The organism is Pseudoxanthomonas jiangsuensis, from assembly GCF_010093185.1.
Classification (GTDB): domain Bacteria; phylum Pseudomonadota; class Gammaproteobacteria; order Xanthomonadales; family Xanthomonadaceae; genus Pseudoxanthomonas; species Pseudoxanthomonas jiangsuensis.
The window spans coordinates 49,951-71,117 of the sequence record NZ_PDWL01000004.1; the positions used below are offsets into that span (position 1 = coordinate 49,951).

Annotated in this window: 21 protein-coding genes and 1 other RNA gene; 10 read left to right on the forward strand and 12 right to left on the reverse strand. The window is 71.6% G+C overall.

Annotated elements, in window-relative coordinates; all coding sequences use genetic code 11:
* Positions 1-56: 56 nt before the first annotated feature.
* Complete coding sequence (locus tag CSC62_RS03780; RefSeq protein WP_162404840.1) at positions 57-3,071, forward strand: bifunctional diguanylate cyclase/phosphodiesterase; 3,015 nt, start codon at positions 57-59, stop codon at positions 3,069-3,071.
* Positions 3,072-3,109: 38 nt separating this feature from the next.
* Here CSC62_RS03780 and CSC62_RS03785 read toward each other — a convergent pair whose 3' ends face one another.
* Positions 3,110-4,357, reverse strand: a complete 1,248-nt coding sequence (locus CSC62_RS03785; protein ID WP_162404841.1) for an acetylornithine transaminase — start codon at positions 4,355-4,357, stop codon at positions 3,110-3,112.
* A 170-nt stretch (positions 4,358-4,527) separates the two neighbouring features.
* On the opposite strand from CSC62_RS03785, the gene CSC62_RS03790 reads away from it, so the two are divergent.
* Positions 4,528-5,649, forward strand: coding sequence for a trans-sulfuration enzyme family protein (locus tag CSC62_RS03790; RefSeq protein ID WP_162404842.1), 1,122 nt, complete (start codon positions 4,528-4,530; stop codon positions 5,647-5,649).
* A 9-nt stretch (positions 5,650-5,658) separates the two neighbouring features.
* Here the strand turns inward: CSC62_RS03790 and CSC62_RS03795 are convergent, their stop codons facing one another.
* The 4 genes from CSC62_RS03795 to CSC62_RS03810 all read right to left on the reverse strand — a co-directional run bounded on the left by CSC62_RS03795 (position 5,659) and on the right by CSC62_RS03810 (position 8,448).
* On the reverse strand, positions 5,659-6,096 hold the full coding sequence (locus CSC62_RS03795) for a VOC family protein (protein WP_162404843.1): 438 nt from the start codon (positions 6,094-6,096) through the stop codon (positions 5,659-5,661).
* Positions 6,097-6,106: 10 nt separating this feature from the next.
* Positions 6,107-6,925 (reverse strand): SDR family oxidoreductase, encoded by an 819-nt coding sequence (locus tag CSC62_RS03800; protein ID WP_162404844.1) that lies wholly within the window; start codon positions 6,923-6,925, stop codon positions 6,107-6,109.
* Positions 6,926-7,053: 128 nt separating this feature from the next.
* Complete coding sequence (locus CSC62_RS03805) at positions 7,054-7,887, reverse strand: SirB1 family protein (protein ID WP_425501987.1); 834 nt, start codon at positions 7,885-7,887, stop codon at positions 7,054-7,056.
* Between the two features lie 102 nt (positions 7,888-7,989).
* Positions 7,990-8,448, reverse strand: a complete 459-nt coding sequence (locus CSC62_RS03810) for a DUF192 domain-containing protein (protein ID WP_162404846.1) — start codon at positions 8,446-8,448, stop codon at positions 7,990-7,992.
* A gap of 168 nt (positions 8,449-8,616) precedes the next feature.
* On the opposite strand from CSC62_RS03810, the gene CSC62_RS03815 reads away from it, so the two are divergent.
* Together CSC62_RS03815 and CSC62_RS17980 are read left to right on the forward strand one after the other, a co-directional pair.
* Positions 8,617-8,919: a type II toxin-antitoxin system RelB/DinJ family antitoxin gene (locus CSC62_RS03815; protein WP_162404847.1), complete on the forward strand. Its 303-nt coding sequence runs from the start codon at positions 8,617-8,619 to the stop codon at positions 8,917-8,919.
* A 90-nt stretch (positions 8,920-9,009) separates the two neighbouring features.
* Positions 9,010-9,192 carry a type II toxin-antitoxin system RelE/ParE family toxin gene (locus CSC62_RS17980; protein WP_246194174.1) on the forward strand — a complete coding sequence of 61 codons (183 nt, stop codon included), beginning with the start codon at positions 9,010-9,012 and terminating at the stop codon, positions 9,190-9,192.
* Between the two features lie 6 nt (positions 9,193-9,198).
* Here the strand turns inward: CSC62_RS17980 and rpiA are convergent, their stop codons facing one another.
* The 7 genes from rpiA to CSC62_RS03855 form a co-directional block, all read right to left on the reverse strand.
* The gene (gene rpiA / locus CSC62_RS03825; RefSeq protein ID WP_162404848.1) at positions 9,199-9,846 is read right to left on the reverse strand and encodes a ribose-5-phosphate isomerase RpiA; all 648 of its coding nucleotides are present in this window, start codon (positions 9,844-9,846) and stop codon (positions 9,199-9,201) included.
* Positions 9,847-9,873: 27 nt separating this feature from the next.
* The gene (locus CSC62_RS03830; RefSeq protein ID WP_162404849.1) at positions 9,874-10,344 is read right to left on the reverse strand and encodes an EVE domain-containing protein; all 471 of its coding nucleotides are present in this window, start codon (positions 10,342-10,344) and stop codon (positions 9,874-9,876) included.
* Positions 10,341-10,952, reverse strand: a complete 612-nt coding sequence (locus CSC62_RS03835; protein WP_162404850.1) for a 5-formyltetrahydrofolate cyclo-ligase — start codon at positions 10,950-10,952, stop codon at positions 10,341-10,343. Before CSC62_RS03835 ends, CSC62_RS03830 begins: the two co-directional genes overlap by 4 nt.
* Positions 10,953-11,052: 100 nt before the next feature.
* Positions 11,053-11,234, reverse strand: a non-coding RNA gene (ssrS, locus tag CSC62_RS03840) — 6S RNA.
* A 113-nt stretch (positions 11,235-11,347) separates the two neighbouring features.
* Positions 11,348-11,650 (reverse strand): cell division protein ZapA, encoded by a 303-nt coding sequence (locus tag CSC62_RS03845; RefSeq protein ID WP_162404851.1) that lies wholly within the window; start codon positions 11,648-11,650, stop codon positions 11,348-11,350.
* A complete protein-coding gene (locus CSC62_RS03850) occupies positions 11,647-11,871 on the reverse strand; it encodes a TIGR02449 family protein (RefSeq protein WP_162404852.1) in 225 nt (74 codons plus the stop codon). The genes CSC62_RS03845 and CSC62_RS03850 overlap by 4 nt, the downstream gene beginning before the upstream one ends.
* Positions 11,872-11,922: 51 nt before the next feature.
* A complete protein-coding gene (locus CSC62_RS03855) occupies positions 11,923-14,088 on the reverse strand; it encodes a putative bifunctional diguanylate cyclase/phosphodiesterase (protein WP_162404853.1) in 2,166 nt (721 codons plus the stop codon).
* Positions 14,089-14,302: 214 nt separating this feature from the next.
* On the opposite strand from CSC62_RS03855, the gene CSC62_RS03860 reads away from it, so the two are divergent.
* The 6 genes from CSC62_RS03860 (at position 14,303) to scpC (ending at position 21,154) form a co-directional block, all read left to right on the forward strand.
* Complete coding sequence (locus CSC62_RS03860) at positions 14,303-14,848, forward strand: UPF0149 family protein (protein WP_162404854.1); 546 nt, start codon at positions 14,303-14,305, stop codon at positions 14,846-14,848.
* A 4-nt stretch (positions 14,849-14,852) separates the two neighbouring features.
* Positions 14,853-16,175 carry an aminopeptidase P N-terminal domain-containing protein gene (locus CSC62_RS03865; RefSeq protein ID WP_162404953.1) on the forward strand — a complete coding sequence of 441 codons (1,323 nt, stop codon included), beginning with the start codon at positions 14,853-14,855 and terminating at the stop codon, positions 16,173-16,175.
* Between the two features lie 157 nt (positions 16,176-16,332).
* Positions 16,333-16,806: a MarR family winged helix-turn-helix transcriptional regulator gene (locus CSC62_RS03870; RefSeq protein ID WP_162404855.1), complete on the forward strand. Its 474-nt coding sequence runs from the start codon at positions 16,333-16,335 to the stop codon at positions 16,804-16,806.
* Between the two features lie 7 nt (positions 16,807-16,813).
* On the forward strand, positions 16,814-17,926 hold the full coding sequence (locus tag CSC62_RS03875) for an HlyD family secretion protein (protein WP_162404856.1): 1,113 nt from the start codon (positions 16,814-16,816) through the stop codon (positions 17,924-17,926).
* A 69-nt stretch (positions 17,927-17,995) separates the two neighbouring features.
* Positions 17,996-19,537: an MDR family MFS transporter gene (locus CSC62_RS03880; protein ID WP_211368924.1), complete on the forward strand. Its 1,542-nt coding sequence runs from the start codon at positions 17,996-17,998 to the stop codon at positions 19,535-19,537.
* A gap of 105 nt (positions 19,538-19,642) precedes the next feature.
* Entirely contained in the window at positions 19,643-21,154 is a 1,512-nt protein-coding gene (gene scpC, locus CSC62_RS03885) for a succinyl-CoA:acetate CoA-transferase ScpC (RefSeq protein WP_162404857.1), read from the forward strand.
* Positions 21,155-21,167: the final 13 nt, after the last annotated feature.

Here is a 21,167-nt window from a genome sequence, read left to right on the forward strand (position 1 = left end):
TAGGGGCGTCCGGCATCCGCCATCCGGCCGGCGCCCCGCATCACAGGGGACAACGTGTGCTGCATACCCGGTCGCGTACTTCGCTGATCCAGCGACTGTCGTCCAGCATCTGGGCCCTGTTCCTCGCTTTGCTCCTGCTGCTGTCCGCGCTGGGCTACCTGGCCATGCGCCTGGCGGCCGACCGCTTCGTGCCGGTGGTGGCCCAGCACACGGTCAAACTGCGCGCCAACGCCAGCGAGGGCCTGTTCCTGCAGGCCGAGCAGAGCGTGGGCCGGCTGCAGCAGGAACTGCTGTGGCGGCTGGACCATGCCGACCGGGACGCCAGCCTGGCCCGCTTCGACGAACTGTTCGCGCGCAGCGCCGACGGGCTGTGGCGGCTGCGCCCGGAGCGGGTGGCCCCCGATCGCGCGCCCACCCTGTATCTGCACCAGCCCGAACAGGGCCTGGACGCGTCGGCGCGCCTGCGCGCGGTGGCCAGCTACGACCTGCTGCGCGAGCAGGGCCCGGCGCTGGTGCCGCCGTTCTTCTCGGCCTACATGGACTTCGTCGAGGACGGGCTGATGGTCTACGCCCGCGGCGTGGACTGGGGCGCCGGTGCCGATGCCAGCGCCACCAACAGCGGCTACCCGACCATGCTCGGCTCCGACCCACGCCGCAACCCGCAGCGCCGGGTGTTCTGGACGCCGGTGTACTTCGACCGCCAGGCCGACACCTGGATGGTGTCGGTGATCAAGCCGCTGGACTGGCAGGGACGGTGGGCCGGCACCCTCGGCCACGACGTGTCCATCCAGACCCTGATCGACCGCATCGCCGACGGCGGCGAGGGCGACGGGGTCCAGCTGATCATGAGCGCCGACGGCGACCTGATCGCCCACCCGCAGCTGCGCCAGCGCATCGCCGCCGCCGACGGCCAGCTGAAGCTGTCGAGCCTGGGCGATCCCCTGCTGGAACAGGTGCACGGCATGATCGCCGCCACCGGCCGGGACAGCGGCGCCGGGCGCACGCCCGACGGCAGCCATTGGGTGGCCTGGGCGCGGATCCATGGCCCGGGCTGGTACCAGATCCACCTGATGCCGCAGTCGCGGATCAACCACCTGCTGATGTGGGGCCTGGTGGCGCTCGCGGGGTTGGGCGTCATCGCCCTGCTGCCGGCGATGTGGCTTTTGCGGCGCCGGGTGCACCAGCTGGTCACGGTGCCGCTGCAGCGCCTGACCCAGGCGGTGGACGAGTTCGGCCAGGGCAACCAGCCCAGGCCGATCGCCATGCGCAGCGAGGACGAGCTCGGGCGCCTGGCCGGCGCGTTCGACGCGATGGTGGCCGAACTGGTGCAGCAGCACGGCCTGCAACTCGCGCAGGCCCGGGAACTGCAGGCGGAGGTGGACGAGCGCCGCCGCTTCATGACCCACCTGGAGGAGGAGCGCGCGCGCCTGCTCGCGCTGCTGGGGGCGATGGACCTGGGCATCCTGTTCGTCAGCGCCGAGGACCGGGTGACCTACTGCAACGCGGCTTTCCTGGCGATGTGGTCGATCCCGCGCGAGGTCGAGCTGGTCGGCGGCGGAACCCGCGACGTCCTGCGCGTGGCCAGGAGCGAGATGGCCGATCCGGACGGGGTCCTGCGCCGCTACGAGCAGGCCAGCAGCCGGCCCGACGCGCCCAGCCACCAGGAGATCGTCCTGCGCGATGGCCGCATCGTCCTGCACTACGCCTACCCGGTGTGCGATGCCCAGGGCCGCCACATCGGCCGGCTCTGGGTGCAGGAGGACGTGACCCAGGCGCGCCGCAGCGCGCAGCAGCTGGTGTACCTGGCCGAGCACGACGCCCTGACCGGGCTTTACAACCGCCGCCGCTTCGAGGACGAGCTGGCCCGCCTGTTCGGCGACGGCGCGCCGGCGCAGCTGAGCCTGCTGTTCTTCGATCTGGACGAGTTCAAGTATATCAACGACACCTTCGGCCACCGCGCCGGCGACGAGGTGCTCAACCGGGTGGCGATCGAGGCCAGGACCCTGGTGCCGGGCGAGGAGGCCCTGTTCCGGCTCGGCGGCGACGAGTTCGCCGTGCTCATGCCGGAGGCGAGCCCGGAGGAGGCCCAGCGCCTGGCCGAGGCGATCGTGCGCCGGGTCTCGCAGACCCCGCTGAGCCTGCACGAGCAGACCGTGCGGCTCACCACCAGCCTGGGCATCGCCCACTACCCCACCCATGCGGACAATCCCGAGGACCTCGTCGCGCATGCCGACACCGCGATGTACCAGGCCAAGCAGGTCGGCAAGGGCCGCTGGAGCGTGTACAGCCCGGGCAACGACACCGGCAAGCTGATGGTCGAGCGCCTGGCCTGGAACGACCGCATCGCCCGGGCGCTGGAGAACGACCTGCTGCGCCTGCACTTCCAGGGCGTCTACCACGCCGGCAGCGGCGGGCTGGCGCACCTGGAGGCGCTGGTGCGGATCGAGGACGAGGCCAATCCCGGCCGGCTGATCATGCCCGGGCAGTTCATCGGCCATGCCGAGAAGGGCGGCAAGATCCTGGAGATCGACCGCTGGGTGGTCCGCCGCAGCATCCAGCTGCTGGCCGAGCATCCGCGGTTGCCGGCGATCGCGGTCAACCTGTCCGGGCGTTCGTTCGACGATCCCGAGCTGCCGGCCTACATCGCCGCCGAGCTGCGCAGGCAGCAGGTCGCGCCGCGGCGCCTGCTGGTGGAGCTGACCGAGACCTCGGCGGTCTCGGACATGTGCGACGCGGCGCGCTTCATCGCCGCCCTGCGCGACACCGGCTGCAGCATCTGCCTGGACGACTTCGGCACCGGCTTCTCGTCCTTCGCCTACCTCAAGAACCTGCGCGCGGACGTGCTCAAGATCGACGGCATGTTCATCCGCGACCTGCCGTCCGAGCGCGGCAACCAGGCCTTCGTGCGCGCGATCATCGAGGTCGCCCGCGGCATGGGCAAGCTGACCGTGGCCGAGTTCGTGGAGGACGGCACCACCCTGGTGATGCTGCGCGAGATGGGCGTGGACATGGTCCAGGGCTATTTCCTGGACCGGCCGGTGGCCGATCACCCGGCGCTGCGCGACGCCTGACCGGGGCGTTCCCGCCCCGGCGCACCGGACAGGCCCGCTCAGCCGCGGCCGAGGAAGTCCGCCACCGCCGCGCGCAGGCGCGCCAGGCCTTCGGCCACATCGGCGTCGGTGAGGTTCAGCGCCGGCACCAGGCGCAGCACGTCCGGGCCGGCCTGCAGCAAAAGCAGGCCGTGGGCGGCGGCGTGGTCGAGGATCTCGCCGGCGCGTCCGGCGAACGCCGGCGCGAGCACCGCGCCGAGCATCAGCCCGCGGCCGCGGACCTGGGCGAACAGCCCGGACTCCGCGCCGATCGCCGTCAGCCCGTCGCGCAGCGCCTGCGACTGCCGCGAGACATTGGCCGCGATCTGCGGCGAGGCCAGCTTGCGCAGGGCCACCCGCGCCACCGCGGCGGCCAGCGGGTTGCCGCCGAAGGTGGTGCCGTGCGCGCCGAACTGCATGACCTCGGCGACCTTGGGCCCGGCCAGCATCGCCCCGATCGGGAAACCGCCGCCCAGCGCCTTGGCCAGGGTGACGATGTCCGGGACCACGCCGTCCTGCCAGTGCGCGAACAGGCTGCCGGTGCGGCCCATGCCGGACTGGATCTCGTCCAGCACCAGCAAAGCGCCGTGGCGATCGCACAGCGCCCGCACCTGCTGCAGGAAGCCCGAGGCGGCGGGCGTCACCCCGCCCTCGCCCTGGATCGGCTCGAGCATCACCGCGGCCACGTCGCCGGCGGCCATCGCCGTCTCCAGCTGGACGATGTCGTTGAAGTCGACGTAGCGGAAGCCGCCGGGCAAGGGCTCGTAGCCTTCCTGGTATTTGGGCTGGGCCGTGGCGGTGACCGCGGCCAAGGTGCGGCCGTGGAAGCTGCCGCGGAAGGTGACGATCACCCTCTGCTGCGGCGGCCGGCCCTGGGCGGCGGCCCACTTGCGCACCAGCTTGATCGCGAGCTCGTTGGCTTCGGTGCCGGAGTTGCACAGGAACACGCGCCGGGCGAAGCGTGAGGCGGCGACCAGCTCCTCGGCCAGGCGCAGCGGCGGCTCGCTGTAGAAGACGTTGCTGGTGTGCCACAGCTTGCCGGCCTGCTCGACCAGGGCCGCGTGCAGGTCCGGGTCGTTGTGGCCCAGGCCGCAGACCGCGATGCCCGCGGCCAGGTCCACGTACTCGCGGCCCTCGCTGTCCCACAGGCGCGCGCCCTGGCCTCGCTCCAGCACCAGCTCGCGCGGGCGGTAGACGGGCAGGTAGTACTGGCGGCCGAGGTCGAGCAGCGCGGCGGTATCGCCGGCGGGCAGCGTAGTGGCGTTCATGGCGTGCGGTGGTATCCGTGGGAGGCGCCGGTGGCTGCCGGCCGGGGCATTATCGGTGCGCGCCGTCCCCGCCGCCACGGGCGGTCGCGTCGCCGGCCGGGCGTAATATCGGCGTTCGTGCGTGCGCCGTCGCAGGCGCCCGCGTCCTCCCGCCCACCGTCCCGGTCACCATGTCCCGCATCGAAACCCTCGCCGCCCGCGCCGGCAGCAGCCCCGACCCGTCCAGCGGCGCGCTGTCGCCGCCGCTGCAGCTGGCCACCACCTTCGAGCACACGCCCGACGCGCAGCTGCCGCACGGCTTCCTCTACCAGCGCTACGACAACCCGACCCAGCAAGAGACCGAGCAGGTGCTGGCGGCGCTGGACGGCGCGGCGCGCTCCCTGCTGTTCCCCACCGGCATGGCCGCCGGCGCCGTCGCCCTGCAGGCCCTGCCGGCCGGCAGCCACGTGCTGCTGTGCGACGACAGCTATTTCTCGTTCCGGGTGCTGGCCCGCGACTGGTTCCCGCGCTGGGGCCTGGAATGCAGCATCGTCGACTTTACCGACCTGGACGCGGTGCGCGCGGCGCTGCGGCCGCAGACCGCCTTGCTGTGGGCGGAAACCCCGTCCAACCCGCTGCTCAAGGTCAGCGACATCGCCGCCCTGGCGCAGATCGCCCACGCCGGCGGCGCACGCCTGCTGGTGGACGGCACCTTCGCCCCGCCGGTGCTGCAAAGGCCGCTGGAGCTGGGCGCGGACATCGTCATGCATTCGGCGACCAAGTACCTGGGCGGGCATGGCGACGTGATGGGCGGGGTGCTCGCGTTCCGCGAGGACGGCGGGCATGCGGCGGCCTGCCATGGCCTGCGTGTGCTCGGCGGCGCCACCGCCTCGCCGTTCGCCGCCTGGATGATCCTGCGTGGGGTTAGGACCCTGGCCGCGCGCATGGACTGGCACTGCCGCAACGCGCTGGCGCTGGCGCGGTTCCTGGCCGGCCACCCGCGGGTGGCCCGGGTGCACTACCCGGGCCTGGACACCCATCCGCAGCACGCGGTGGCGGCGCGGCAGATGCGCGGCTTCGGCGGCATGCTCTCGTTCGAGGCCGAAGGCGGGCGCGAGGCGGCGCTGGCGGTGGCCGGACGGATGCGGCTGTTCACCAACGCCACCTCGCTGGGTTCGACCGAGTCGCTGGTCGAGCATCGCGCCTCGATCGAAGGGCCGCTGTCGACCACGCCGGGCGGGCTGCTGCGGCTGTCGGTGGGCCTGGAGCACGCCGACGACCTGCTGGCCGACCTGGAACAGGCGCTGGGGTGACGCGGCGGGCTACCAGCTGCCGGTATTGCCCATCGACACCCACGGTTCGGCCGGCGGCAGCGCGCCGCCCTTCTGCAGAAGCTCGATCGAGATCAGGTCCGGGCTACGGACGAAGGCCATGCGGCCGTCGCGCGGCGGGCGGTTGATGGTGATGCCCAGCGACTGCAGGTGGGCGCAGGTCGCGTAGATGTCGTCGACCTCGAAGGCCAGGTGGCCGAAGTTGCGGGCGCTGCCGTAGTCCTCCGGCGGCGAGCCGTCCTGCGGCGGCCAGTTGTACGTCAGCTCGACCTCGGCCTCGGGATTCTCCGGCGCGCCGAAGTAGACCAGGGTGAACCGGCCGGCCTCGTGGTCCATGCGCCGGGTCTGCCTCAGCCCCAGGCCTTCGGTGAAGAAGCGGCTGGTCGCCTCCAGGTCGTGGACGCGGATCATCGCGTGCAGGTATTTCATTTCGTTTCCTTCACTCCAGGAACAGGTCCGGCAGCAGGGGCTGCGAGGGATCGACCGCGTAGCCGGACAGGTCGTGCACGCCGGCCTGCGCCAGCACCTCGTCGTCGATCAGGAAGCGGCCGCTGAAGCCGGCCGCCGGCCGCACCAGCACCGCGTGCGCGGCGTCGGCCATGATCTCCGGGCGGCGGCCGTTGGCGGTGCCCACGCCCGGGATCATGTTCAGCGCATCGGTGGCGATCAGGGTCCGCGGCCACAAGGCGTTGACCGCCACGCCCTGCGGCCCGAACTCGGCGGCCAGGCCCAGGGTGACGAAGCTCATGCCCATCTTGGCCAGGGTGTAGCCGGTGTGCGGGCCCCACCACTTCGGCTCCAGCGACGGCGGCGGCGCCAGGGTGAGGATGTGCGGATTGGGCGCGGCCAGCAGGTGCGGCAGGCAGGCCTGGGCGCAGAGGAAACTGCCGCGAGCGTTGACCTGCTGCATCAGGTCGAAGCGCTTCATCGGCGTGTCCAGGGTGCCGCGCAGCCAGATCGCGCTGGCGTTATTGACCAGGATGTCGATCCCGCCGAACGCGTCCACGGTGGCCGCGACCGCGGCGCGGACCTGGTCCTCCTCGCGGATGTCGCACTTCAGCGCCAGGCCCTGACCACCGGCGGCGGTCACCGCCTCGGCGGCCTGGTGGATGGTGCCGGGCAGCTTGGGATTGGGCACCGACGACTTGGCGGCGATGGCGATGTTGGCGCCGTCGCGCGCCGCGCGCAGGGCGATGGCCAGGCCGATGCCGCGCGAGGCGCCGGTGATGAACAGGGTCTTGCCGGCGAGGGTGGTCATGGCCTGGGTCCGGTCCGGGGGAAGGGCGGGCACCCGGGTCGGGGTACCGGCCGGATTGTCGCCCCATTGCGGAGGCGGGGCCATGGCCGGCATGCACCGGGCCCTGCAAAGGCGTGACGCGGGATGCCTCAGTGCAGCGCGGTGCGCACCCCGCCGGCGTCGATCAGGCGCTCGCGGATGCGATCGACGTCGCCGGCTTCCGGGGCCAGTTCCAGGTAGCGGCCCAGGTCCTGGCGGGCGCCGGGCAGGTAGTCCAGCTCGAGGTAGGCCAGGCCGCGGTCGCGCAGGGCCTCGGGCTGTTCGGGCGTGAGCCGGAGCACGCGGTCGGCGCTGCGCGCGGCGCGGTCCCACTCGCCGGCCTCGGCGTACAGGCCGTGCAGGTTGCGCAACACCCGCACCAGGATCGCGCGGTTCGGCGCCGGGGTGAGGATCTGCAGAAGCACGGTGTCGTCCGGGGCCTCGCCCAGATGCGGCTTGGCGCGTTCGCGCAATTCCTCGACCGCCAGCGGGCGGCCGCCGTTGAACGGGTCCATCACCAGCAGGCCGCCGTCGACCGGCAGGCGCACCAGGAAGTGGCCGGGGAACGAGACCCCGTCCAGCGGGATGCCCAGCCGGCGGGCGACTTCCATCTGCACCATCGCCAACGAGATCGGGTTACCCAGGCGCCGGTCCAGCACCTGGTTGAGGTAGCTGTTGCGCGGGTCGTAGTACTCGTCGTGGTTGCCGCTGTAACCCAGCTCCTCGAACAGGTGGCGGTTGATCGCCGCCATCTTCAGCGCACGCGGGCCGATCCCGGCGATCTCGCTGCGCAGGTGCTCGACGTGGGCCTGGACCCGGGCCTCGTACGGCTGCGGATCCAGGTCGGGGTATTCGTCGCGCGCGATCAGCAGCGCGGCCTCGAGCAAGGGCATCGACTCGTCGTCGAGCGTGGCCAGTGCGTTCCAGTCGGGCAGGTGCTGCATTTCTCGGTCCCCCATGTCGCAAGACTGGGGCCGCCGGATACCTCGATCAAGCCCCGCCTCGGCTTCTGTATCGGCCGCCGGCGGCAAGGATTGAGCCGGCCTTCAGCCGCCCGGCGCGGCCGGGATGCCCGGGCCGAAGTCCAGCACGGCGCCGTCCTCCAGCTTCAGCCGCGCGGCCTCGCCGGCGTTCAGTTCCAGCACGTACAGCGCCGGCCGCCGGCTGGGGTAGGCCGGGCAGCGGTTGCCGGCCGAGCAGGGCGGCACGTCGCGCTGCTGCGCCACCAGCCGCCGCTCCCGGTCGAAATAGAGGATGTCCAGCGCGATCCGGGTGTTCTTCATCCAGTACGCCTGCGGCTCCTCGCGGTCGTGGATGAAGATCATGCCGTGGCCCGGCTCCAGCGCGTCGCGGAACATCAGCCCGCGCGCGCGCTCGGCATCGTCGTCGGCGACCTCGACCTGGAAGCGCTCGCCGCCCAGTTCCACCCACGGCGTACGCGCGGAGGCGCAGGCGCTGAGCAGCAGCAGGAGGGGCAGGGCGAGCAGGCGGGGCAGGCGTGACATGGCAGGCAGGGCCGAATGAACGGAACGGGCACCTTCGGAGAAAGGCGGTTTGCGGTCAAGCCGCGGTGCTCCGTCCTACAAGGGGAGTGCGCTCCCAACTGGAGGATGATTCATTGACTGTATCTCTTTTGAGATACATCATGGATCGACTGATCGAGGGAGAAGACCATGGCCGCCCATACTTCGATGCTGCACGTGCGCGTTGACGAGCGACTCAAGGCTGAGGCTACCGAAGTGCTGGCCAATGTCGGCCTGACCGTGTCCGACGCGGTACGGATCCTGTTGACCCGGGTGGCCAGGGAAGGCGGTCTGCCCGCCGGTCTTACCACCGATCCGGATGCGCACGACGCCTGGTTCCGAGCGAAGGTGCAGGAGGCCATGACGGACACCCGCCCGGCTGTGCCCCATGGGCAGGTCATGGATGATGCCCAGGCGCTGATCGACCGGAAGCGTCGTGCCCGCCGCTCTTGAATGGCGGCAGGCCGCACGCCAGGATCTGCTGGCCATCGTCGACTACATCTCCGACGACAACCCGACGCTGCGCAGCGACTGAAGGACGACATCGAGGCCAAGGCATCGGCGTTGCCCGGGAGCCCGAAGATGTACCGGGTCTGGAGGGTGCCCGGCACGCGGGAAATGGTGGTGGGCTCGAACTACGTCGCCGTCTACGCGGAAGACGCGCGTGCCGTCACCATCCTTCGGGTCCTGCACGCCGCCCGGCAGTGGCCGCCGGCTGACACCTGATCCGCCTTACAGCACCCGCGGCGGCTCCCCGCCTACGATCACGATGTCGGCCGCACGGCGGGCGAACAGGCCGACGCTGACCACGCCGGGGATCTGGTTCAGTTCGGTCTCCATGCCCACCGGGTCGGCGATCGAGAGGTTGTGCACGTCCAGGATCCAGTTGCCGTTGTCGGTGACCACGCCGTCGCGCCATACCGGCTGGCCGCCGGTCAGGGCGAGGATGCGGCGGGCGACCAGGCTGCGCGCCATCGGGATCACCTCCACCGGCAGCGGGAAGCGGCCCAGCACCGGCACCTGCTTGGCCGGGTCGACGATGCAGACGAAGGTCTCGCTGGCCTCGGCGATGATCTTCTCGCGGGTCAGCGCGGCGCCGCCGCCCTTGATCAGGCGCTTGTGCGGGTCGCACTCGTCGGCGCCGTCCACGTACAGCTTCAGCGGGCCGGCGGCGTTGGCGTCCAGGACCTCGATGCCCAGCGCCAGCAGCCGCGCGGTGCTCTGCTCGGAGCTGGAGACGGCGCCGGCGATGCGGTCCCTGATCCGGCCCAGGGCCTCGATGAAGTAGGCCACGGTCGAGCCGGTGCCGACGCCGACGATCATGCCGTCCTGGACGTAGTCGATGGCCTTCTCGCCGGCCAGGCGTTTTGCTTCGGACATGGTGGGATTCCGGTTCCTAGAGCAGGTTCATTCCAGCGACAGCAGCAGCTTCCATTGCGCCGCGGTGACCGGGAACACCGACAGCCGGCTGCCGCGCGCGGTCAGCGGGAAGCCTTCGCCCAGCGCGTCGGTGTGCTGCTTGATCTCCTCCAGCGGGATGACCCGTTCGAGCTTGCGCTCGAAGGCCACGTCCACCAGGAACCAGCGCGGCTGCTCGCGGGTGGCCTTGGGATCGTGGTAGGGCGATTTCGGGTCGAACTGGGTCTCGTCGGGGTAGGCGGCGCTGGCCACCCGGGCCACGCCGACCACGCCGGGGACCTTGGCGTTGGAGTGGTAGAACAGCACCCCGTCGTCGACCTTCATCCCGTCGCGCATGAAGTTGCGCGCCTGGTAGTTGCGCACGCCGTTCCAGGGCTCGGTGCCGACCCTTTGGAGGTCGTCGATGGAGAACGCGTCCGGTTCGGACTTCATCAGCCAGTAGCGCTTGCGGGCGGTCATGCGGGTTCGGTCTCGCGGTGCGGCGTGCTGGCGCCGGGGCGCAGCAGGGTCCGGGTTTCGGTGCAGATCGCGTCGGGGACCACGTCCCAGTCGGCCGCTTCCAGCGCGTCGGCCTGCTGGACGTCGAAGCCGGCGCCGACCAGCCAGGGCGGTGCGGCCCGGGTGGTGCGGATCGCGAAGCTGCGATCATACCAACCGCCTCCCATGCCCAGCCGCTGGCCGGCGCCGTCGAAGCCCACCAGCGGCATCACCGCCAGGGCCAGTTCCTCGGCGCGCAGGCCGGAGGCCGGCTCCACGTCCGGTTCCGGGATGCCGAAGCGGTTGGTGACCAGCGGATCGCCGGCGCGCCAGGGGGCGAAGCGCAGGACGTCGCCGTGCAGCAGGGGCAGGCAGTACACCAGGCCCGGCGGCAGCCGCAGCTGCAGCACGTGCAGGCCGATCTCGCCGTCCATCGCCCAGTAGCCGGCCACGTAGCCTTCGCGCGGCAGGAAGGGCAGGGCGAGGATGCGCTGGGCCAAGACTTCGGCGGCGGCGATCCGGGCGGCGGCGGGCAGTTCGCGGCGGCGCTGGCGCAGCTGCCGGCGCAGGGAGGCGCGGTCCTGGGTCATCGATGCGTCGTCCGGGAAGGACCGGCATGATCGCGGAACGCGCCGGCGCCGCCAAGGGCGCGAAAAAAACGACGCCTCCCGGAGGAGGCGTCGTCGGTAGAGGTTCTCCACCATGCCGATGCGGCGAAACGACCTTGAACCCGGGGTTCAAGTGGGAATGCTTGGAAACCATCGGGCTTTCCGCTCATGGCGGACATGCACACCCGGCGTCGTCGCATCCCCGGTGTCGTTTTTAAGGGACAAGGCGAATGTTTTGCCAGCTGTCGAACACGGCAGAGAACGCGAGGGGATTATAGCGCGCGCGCCGGGATTGCCTAGCCCGTCCGTCGGTGCTTCCAGAGGAATCGGCAATGCGGGGTTCAGCCATGCAAGACGGCGTCGATGGATCGGCGCATTCAGTCCGGTGACGTGCCGAGCAGGCCGTCCAGGCGCCGGTGCAGGGTATCCAGGGTGCGGGACAGTTCGCGTTCGCGCGCGTCGCGCTCCTCGCGGGCCTGCTGCAGTTCGTGGGCGAGGTTGAGCGCGGCCAGCACCGCGACCCGGTCCAGCGAGACCATGCGGTTGCTGCCGCGGATCTCGCGCATGCGCGCGTCCAGCAGACGGGCGGCGGCCAGCAGGCTGTCGCGCTCGTCCTCGCTGACGCCGACGGTGTACTCGCGGTCGAGGATCCGCACTTCGACCGGGTGGTTGCCGCTCACGTGTGCTGCTCCAGCGACTTCAGCCGCGCGATCATCGCCTCGACCCGCGAGCGCGCCTGCTCGTTCTTGTTGAGCAGCTGGGCGCGCTCGCCGACCAGCTGCTCCTGCTGCTGGCGCAGGCTGCGGTTCTCGTCGGTCAGGCGCTGGCAGCGCTCGGCCAGCGCCTCGACCCGCGCGGCCAGGGCGCGGAGCTGGGCGATGGCGTCGGCGGAAGGGTCCATGGGCGGCCACGATAGGCAGCGGCCGGCGGGGCGGTCAAGCGGGCGGCGGCCTCAGGCCGGCAGCAGCCCCGGCTGGTGCAGGAAGGCCAGGCAGGCCCGTGCGTCCATCGCCGCGGCGATGTAGTGGCCCTGGATCTCGTCGCAGCCGTGCTCGCGCAGGAACTGCAGCTGCTCGGCGGTCTCCACTCCCTCGGCGACCACGGTCAGGGCCAGCGAGTGGCCCATGGCGATGACGGTGCTGGTGATGGCCTCGTCGTCCGGGTCGTGGGCCAGGTCGCCGACGAACTCCTGGTCGATCTTCAGGGTGGTCAGCGGCAGGCGCTTGAGGTAGGCCAGCGAGGAGTAGCCGGTGCCGAAGTCGTCCACCGCCACGCCCACGCCCAGGCGGCGGCAGGCGTCGAGCACGCTGGCGCTGTGGCTGATGTTGTCCATGATCGCGCTCTCGGTCAGCTCCAGCTCCAGGCAGCGGGCATCGACCCCGGTGTCGGCCAGGATCCGCTGCAGGGTCGCCGCCAGGTCGCCACGCAGGAGCTGGATGGCCGAGACGTTGACCGACATGCGCAGGCCGTGCAGCCCGGCCGCGTGCCACTGGCGCAGGGTCAGGCAGGCCTGGCGCAGCACCCACTCGCCGATCTCCAGGATCAGCCCGGTGTCCTCGGCCAGCGGGATGAACTGGTCCGGCGGGACTACCCCGAACTCCGGATTGCGCCAGCGCAAAAGGGCCTCGGCGCCGACCACCCGGTCCTCGTGCAGGGAATAGCGCGGCTGGTAGACCAGCGCCAGCTCGTCGCGCTCCAGCACCCGCCGCAAAAGGCCGGCCAGGGTGGCGCGGCGGCGGGTGGACTCGTCCATGTGCGCCGAATACACCTGCCAGGTGCGGCGGCCGGCGGACTTGGCCTGGTACATGGCGGTGTCGGCGTGCTTGAGCAGCTCGGTCGGCACCTGGGCGTGGTTGGGGAACAGGCTGATGCCGATCGAGGGCGAGACGGTGATCTCGCTGTGCTCGCCGTAGACCAGCGGCGCGGCGAAGGCGTCGAGCACGCGGCGGGCGGCCTCCTCCGACTCCTCCGGCCGGACCAGGCCTTCCAGGACCACGGTGAACTCGTCGCCGCCCAGGCGGGCGACGGTGTGCTGCGGGCCGACCGCGTTCTGGACCCGCTCGGCCGCCGCGCGCAGGACCCGGTCGCCGACCGCGTGGCCGAGCGAGTCGTTGACGTGCTTGAACCGGTCCAGGTCCAGGAACAGCACCGCCACGTACCCGCCCTCGCGCCGCGCGCGCACGATCGCCCGGGCCAGGCGCTCGGACAGCAGGGTGCGGTTGGGCAGGCTGGTCAGGGCGTCGTAGTTGGCCAGGTAGCGTAGTTCCTGCTCGGCGCGCTTCTGCTCGGTGATGTCGCTGAGCACCACCACGTGGAAGCTGGATTCGCCGCTGCTGTCCTGGATGCCGTTGTGCTTGACGTGGCAGAGGATCTCCTCGCCGTCGCGGCGCGCCATCCAGACGTTGCCCTGCCAGTGCGGGCGGTGCGCCAGCTCGTCGCGCAGGGCGCCGGGCTGGCCGTCGTAGCGCTCCGAGTCCAGGATCGCGAACGGCCGTCCCAGCGCCTCGACGTCGCTGTAGCCGGTGATCTGGCTGAAGGCCGGGTTGACCGCGACGAAGTGCAGGTCGCGGTCGAGCACCGCCACCGCCTCGCTCATGCTGCGCAGGACCTCGCTGGCGATCCGGCGCTCGGCGTCGGCGTGGCGGCTGGCGGTGGTGTCGCGGGCGGTGCCCGCCAGCCGGCGCGGGCGGCCGCCGGCGTCGCGGTCCACGGTGCGGCCGCGCACCCGCATCCAGATCCAGCTGCCGTCGCCGTGCAGGTCGACCCGGTGCTCGGAGGTGAACAGCGGCTCGTGGCCGCGCAGGTGCGCGCGCAGGCGCCGGCGCAGGTGCAGGCGGTCCTGGGGGTGGACCAGGGGCAGCTGGCTGCGGCGGCTGGTTACGGCCAGGGCGCTGCCGTCGCTGCGGCCGCCCTCGTCGCTGCACAGAAGGTGCAGTTCGCGCCGGTCCAGGTCGAAGTCCCAGAACTGCTCGCCCGAGCCCCACAGGGCGACGGTGAGGTGCTCCTCGCGCGCGCGCAGGATCTCGGCCTGCTCGGCATGGCTGCTGCGCCAGTGCCACAGCAGCACCAGCACCAGGAGCAGGAGGCCGGCCGCGAGGGCCATCAGCGCGGCGGTCATCGGCCACCGGTCCGGCGCGGGATTCCACTCGGGCGATGGCGCGCAGCGGAGGCGGGCGGCATGGGGCGACCGGCGTGACGGGGCGATCGCGGCGAGTGTAGGCATGCCGGGGCGAGGCCGACAAGCCGCGTGCACGGAGCGGTTGCTACACTTCGCGGGCCCGCCGCGGGACAGCGCGCGGGCCCGTCCGGACCACAGGGAGCACTCCACGCGCATGCAGCAACTGCCGATCGCCGAAGAGGTCGCCGCGGCCAGCCGCGAGCTCGGACTGGCCGCCTCGGCGGCCGAACTGCACGGGGCGCTGTGCGGATGGCTGTCCGGCGGCGGCGAGGATGTGCCCGCCTGGCCGGGCAGGGTCCTGGCCGATCCGGCCTTGCCGGTCCCGGTCCCGGGTAGCGCCCTGGAGCGCCTGCGCCAGGCCACCGTCGCCCAGCTGGACGACGGCGAGTTCGCCTTCCAGCTGCTGCTGGGCGACGACGGCCAGCCGCTGCGGCAGCGCGCCCAGGCCCTGTTCGACTGGTGCCGCAGCTTCCTCGGCGGTTTCGGCCTGGCCGCGGGCGCCACGCCGCCCCTGTCGGAGGAAGGCGCCGAGGCCCTGCAGGACCTGGGCAAGCTGGCCGGCGCCCGGGTCCAGGACATCGACGAGGACGACGAGGACGAGGACTCGCTCTCGGAACTCGAGGAATTCGTGCGGGTGGCGACCCTCTTGCTGCACGGCGACTGCGTGCTCGGCCCGCGCCACCGCCGCCGCCTGAACTGAGATGCTGCGCGCGCTCACCGGGATCGCCGCGGCGGAGTTCGCGCGCCGCCGCCGGCAGCTGATGCGCATGGCCGGTGAGGACGCGATCCTGGTCCTGCCCGCAGCACCGGTGCGCACCCGCAGCCACGACACCCACTACCCGTACCGCCAGGACTCGGACTTCTGGTACCTGTGCGGCTTCCCGGAGCCGGAGGCGGTGCTGGTGCTGGTGCCCGGGCGCAGGCACGGCGAGGCCCTGCTGTTCTGCCGCGAGCGCGATCCCGAGCGCGAGGGCTGGGACGGCGCGCGCTTCGGCCAGGAAGGCGCGGTGGAGGCGTTCGGCATGGACGACGCCTATCCGATCGACGACCTGGACGAGATCCTGCCCGGGCTGCTGGAAGGGCGCTCGCGGGTCTACTACCACTTCGGCCGCGACGCCGAGTTCGACCTCAAGCTGATCGGCTGGATCAACCGGGTGCGGGCCCAGGTGCGGCACGGCGCGCAGCCGCCGCACGAGTTCCTGGAACTGGGCCACCTGCTGCACGAGCAGCGCCTGTTCAAGTCGCGCGAGGAAGTGCGCCTGATGCAGCAGGCGGCCGAGATCAGCGTGCGCGCGCACCAGACGGCGATGCGCGCGGCGCGCCCTGGCATCCACGAATACGAGCTGCAGGCCGAGGTGGAGCGGGTGTTCCGCGCCTCCGACGCCTGCCCGGCCTACGCCAGCATCGTCGGCGCCGGCGCCAACGGCTGCGTCCTGCACTACGTGGCCAATACCGCCCGGGCGAAGGACGGCGAGCTGGTGCTGATCGACGCCGGCGCCGAGTACCGCAACTACGCCGCCGACATCACCCGCACCTTCCCGGTCAACGGCCGGTTCTCGAAGGAGCAGCGCGCTTTGCACGACCTGGTCGGGGCGGCACAGGCGGCGGCGCTGGCCTGCGCCCGCCCGGGCGTGGCCTGGTCGGCGATCCACGATGCGGCGGTGGAATGCCTGACCGAGGGCCTCCTGCGGCTGGGCCTGCTCAAGGGCGGGCTGGAGAAGAACATCGCCGACGGCCACTACAAGCGCTTCTACCGGCACAAGAGCGGGCACTGGCTGGGCCTGGACGTGCACGACGTGGGCGACTACCGGATCGATGGCGAGCCGCGGCTGCTGGAGCCGGGGATGGTGTTCACGATCGAGCCGGGGCTGTACGTCGGCGCCGACGACAGGTCGGTGCATGCGAAGTGGCGCGGGATCGGCATCCGCACCGAGGACGACGTGCTCATCACCGGCGAGGGCCACCAGGTGCTGACTACCGGGCTGGCGCGTTCGGCGGACGAGATCGAAGCGTTCATGGGGCGGTAGGGCCGGCTCCCAGGGGATTTTGGCCTGGTCGCCCATGCAAAGTCGCTGGGTCCCGGCGTACGCCGGGACGACGGAGGGGCGCGCCACCTGAACACCTGCCTACCCCGATTTCCGGCGACTTGAAATACCTGCCTAGGCAGTTATATCCTGCGCACCCATGCCCCCCCGTACCGACCCCCGCGAAAGCCTCGGCTACCAGGTCGTCGACATCAGCCGGCTGTTCGGCCGCGTGTTCGACCGCCGCGTCGCCCACCTGGACCTGACCCGCGCGCAGTGGCGCACGCTCAAGCGCCTGGCCTGCACCGAAGGCGCGACCCAGGTCGAACTGGCCGACCAGCTCGACATGGAGCCGATTGCCGTGGGCCGGGTCATCGACCGCCTGCAGAAGGCCGGCTTCGTCGAACGCCGCGCCGATCCCAACGACCGCCGCGTCTGGCGCCTGTACCTGCTGCCGCAATCCGAGCAGGTGACCGGCCCGGTCGAGGAAGTGGCCCACGCCCTGCGCAAGGAAGCCACCGCCGGGATCAGCGCCGCCGACCTGGCCACGGCCCTGGCGGTCCTGGACCGGGTGCGCGAGAACCTCCTTCAGCTCGACCGCGAAGGCCGCGGCGAACCCTCCCCCAAGAGTTGATCCACCCATGACCAGCACCTCCGACTCCGCCGCGCCCGAAGCGGCTCCGTCCCCCGTCCGCAAGCGCCGCGTGCCCCTCTGGCTGTGGATCGCCGGACCGCTGGCCGTGGCCGGCTTCTTCGGCTGGGAGTGGGTCCAGTCCAGCCGGCAGGTCGGCACCGACAACGCCTACGTCAAGGCCGAACGCATCCTGGTCGCGCCGCAGGTCGGCGGCCGCGTGGTGGAGGTCGCCGTCGGCCAGAACCAGCCGGTGAAGAAGGGCGACCTGCTGTTCCGGATCGACGCCCAGCCGCTGGAGATCGCCCTGGCCCAGAACGAGGCCCTGCTCGCGCACATGGCCAACAGCGCCAGCGCCAGCCGCGCCAAGGTCAGCGGCGCCGGCAGCTCGATCCAGGCCGCGCGCGAGACCCTGGCCTGGGCCCAGCGCGACCTGGCGCGGATGCAGCAGCTCGCCGGCCAGCAGCTGGTCTCGCGCAAGATGCTCGACGATGCCCGCCACGCCGTGGCCGAGGCACGCACCGACCTGGCCGACGCGATCGCCTCGCAGAGCGAGGCCGCGGCGACCCTCAGCGGCAGCGCCGGCACCGCCACCGAGGACCTGCCCGACTACCGCGCCGCCCTGGCCATGGTCGCCAAGGCCAGGCTCGACCTGGAGCATGCCGAAGTGCGCGCCCCGGCCGACGGCGTGATCGGCACCCACGACCTGCAGGTCGGCGAATTCCTGGCCACCGGCCAGACCGCGATGCCGCTGGTGGCCACCGATCCGGTCTGGATCGAGGCCAACTTCAAGGAGACCGAGCTGACCAGGATGAAGGCCGGCCAGACCGCCACCATCGAGGTCGACAGCTACCCCGGGGTGAAGTGGACCGCGCACGTGGCCTCGATCGCCCCGGCCTCGGGCGCCGAGTTCAGCGTGTTGCCGGCGCAGAACGCCACCGGCAACTGGGTCAAGATCGTGCAGCGGATCCCGGTGCGGCTGGAGATCGACAGTTCGCAGGCCGACGCCCCGGTGCTGCGCGCCGGCATGAGCGCCGAGGTCAAGATCGACCTGCGCAGCGGCGAGGCGGACACCGCCACCGCGGCCGCGCCGCCGGTCCAGTCCGCCGCCGGCCGGCACTGACGCCCGAGGGCTGCCCGCCTCGCCACCGCGGCCGGCAGCGTCGTTCCCCGTTTTCCGAGTTCCCTCCCCATGATCCAGCGCTTCAAGGCTTCCGAGGGCGGCAACCGCGCGTTGCTGGTCGGCTCGGTGATGCTGGCCACGCTGATGCAGGCGCTGGACACCACCATCGCCAACGTCGCCCTGCCGGACATGCAGGGCTCGCTCTCGGCCACCCAGGACCAGGCCTCGTGGGTGCTGACCAGCTACATAGTCGCGGCCGCGATCCTGACCCCGGTCACCGGCTGGCTGGCCGGGCGCCTGGGCCGGCGCCGGCTGCTGATCATCGCGGTGGCCGGCTTCACCGTGGCCTCGCTGCTGTGCGGCATCGCCAGCGGGATCGGCGAGATGGTCCTGTTCCGGATCCTGCAGGGCGTGTTCGGCGCCTCGCTGGTGCCGATCTCGCAGTCGCTGCTGCTCGACGCCTTCCCCAAGGAGAAGCACGGCGCGGCGATGGCCCTGTGGGGCATGGGGATCATGGTCGGCCCGATCCTCGGCCCGCCGCTGGGCGGCTGGCTCACCGAGTACTACAGCTGGCACTGGGTGTTCCTGATCAACCTGCCGGTCGGGATCCTGGCGCTGGTCGGGATCATGGCCAGCGTGAAGAAGGACGCGCCGCACCAGCGGCCGCTGGACGGCATCGGCCTGGCCCTGCTGGCCCTGGGCATCGGCGGCCTGCAGCTGTTCCTGGACCGCGGCGAGAGCCAGGACTGGTTCGGCAGCCTGGAGATCCAGGTCGAGGCCGCGATCGCGTTCCTGGCCCTGTACCTGTACGGCCTGTGGTGGTGGAAGCGGCGCGACCACGCCCTGCTGGACCTGGGCCTGCTGGGCAACAAGAACTTCGCGGTGGGCTGCGTGCTGATCTTCGTGGTCGGCATCGTCCTGTTCGCGACCCTGGCCCTGCTGCCGCCGTACCTCAACGCGCTGATGCACTACCCGGTGCTGACCATCGGCCTGGTGCTGGCCCCGCGTGGGGTGGGCACGATGTTCTCGATGATGCTGGTCGGGCGCATGCTCGGCCGGGTCGACGCGCGCATCCCGATCTTGGCCGGCATGGGCATGATGGTCGCCTCGCTGCAGGGCATGGCCGACTTCGGCACCGAGGCTTCGATCCAGTCCATCGTCTGGCTGGGCGTGCTCCAGGGCGCCGGCCTGGGCCTGGTGTTCGTGCCGATCTCCACGATCGCCTACTCGACCCTGCATCCGTCTCAGCGGACCGAGGCCGCCGGCCTGTTCAGCCTGGTCCGCAACATCGGCTCCTCGGTCGGCATCTCGATCGTGGTGACCCTGTTGTCGCGCGCCAGCCAGATCAACCACGCCGAGATCGGCGCGCGGATCCCGGCCTTCGGCGCCGAGCAGACCCTGATCCCGGCGATCTGGAACCCGGCCACGGCTTCCGGCGCGGCCCTGCTCAACAACGAGCTGCTGCGGCAGTCGGCGGCGATCGGCTACTCCAACGACTTCTGGCTGATGATGGTGCTGACCCTGTGCGCGATGCCGCTGGTGCTGCTGATGCACAGCGGGCGGCATGCGGGCGGCGGCGACCCGGGCGAGGCGGCGGCCGCGGCGCATTGAGCGGCCGTGGCTAGCCCAGGTCCGTGGCCCTGGCCTTGAGCGCGATCAGGATGCGTGCACGGGCGGGTCGCTAGGATCCGTCCATCCCCCACGGAAGCGCATGCAATGAACGAACGGATCGCCCACCCCGGCCTGGCGGCGAAGCGGATGACGGCCGAGCAGGCCGCCGCGCTGATCGGCCCGGGCATGTCGGTGGGCATGAGCGGCTTCACCGGCGCCGGCTATCCGAAGGCGATCCCGCTGGCGCTGGCCGAGCGCATCACCGCCGCCCACGACCGTGGCGAGCCGTTCGCCCTGCGCATCCTCACCGGCGCCTCGACCGCGCCGGAGCTCGACGGCGCCCTGGCCCGCGCCGGCGGCATCGACTTCCGCCTGCCCTACCAGTCCGATCCCGACCTGCGCGCGCGCATCAACCAGGGCGAGATCGAGTACATGGACATCCACCTCGGCCACGTCGCCCAGTACACCTGGTTCGGCTTCCTCGGGCACATGGACGTGGCGGTGGTCGAGGTCAGCGCGATCCTGCCCGACGGCCGCCTGGTGCCGTCCACCTCGGTGGGCAACAACAAGACCTGGCTGGATTTGGCCGACCGGGTGATCCTCGAGGTCAACCACCGCCAGCCGCCGGGCCTGGACGGGATGCACGACATCTACTACGGCACCGCCCTGCCGCCGCAGCGCCGGCCGATCCCCCTGGTGCATCCGGGCGACCGCATCGGCGAGCCCTACCTGCGCTGCGATCCGTCCAAGGTGATCGCCGTGGTCGAGACCGACGCCCCGGACCGGCTCGGTCGCTTCGCCGCGCCGGACGAAACCTCGCGCCGGATCGCCGGCCACCTGGTCGAGTTCTTCCGCCACGAGATCCGCGCCGGGCGCCTGCACGAGAAGCTGCTGCCGCTGCAGTCGGGCGTGGGCAACGTCGCCAACGCGGTGCTGGCGGGGCTGCGCGAGGCCGGCTTCCGCGGCCTGACCGCGTTCACCGAGGTGATCCAGGACGGCATGCTGGAGCTGATCGGCGACGGCACGATCGAGGTCGCCTCGGCCAGCTCGTTCGCGCTCAGCCCGGAGGGCGTGGAGGACTTCGTCGCCAACATCGACCGCTACCGCGAGCACATCGTGCTGCGGCCGCAGGAGATCTCCAACCACACCGAGCTGATCCGGCGCCTGGGCGTGATCGGCATGAACGGCATGGTCGAGGTCGACCTGTACGGCAACGTCAACTCCACCCACGTGGCCGGCACCAGCATCATCAACGGCATCGGCGGCTCGGGCGACTTCGCCCGCAACGGCTTCCTGTCCTGCTTCCTGACCCCGAGCACGGCCAAGAACGGCGCGATCTCGGCGATCGTGCCGATGGTCAGCCACGTCGACCACACCGAGCACGACGTGGCAGTGGTGGTCACCGAGCAGGGCCTGGCCGACCTGCGCGGGCTCTCGCCCAAGCAGAGGGCGCGCAAGCTGATCGAGCACTGCGCCCACCCGGACTACCGGCCGATGCTGCAGGATTACTTCGACCGCGCCTTGCGCGACAGCCGCGGCAAGCACACCCCGCACCTGCTGGCCGAGGCCTTGTCCTGGCACCAGCGCTACCTGGACACGGGCACGATGCGGGCGTGAGCAAGCGCGGGTG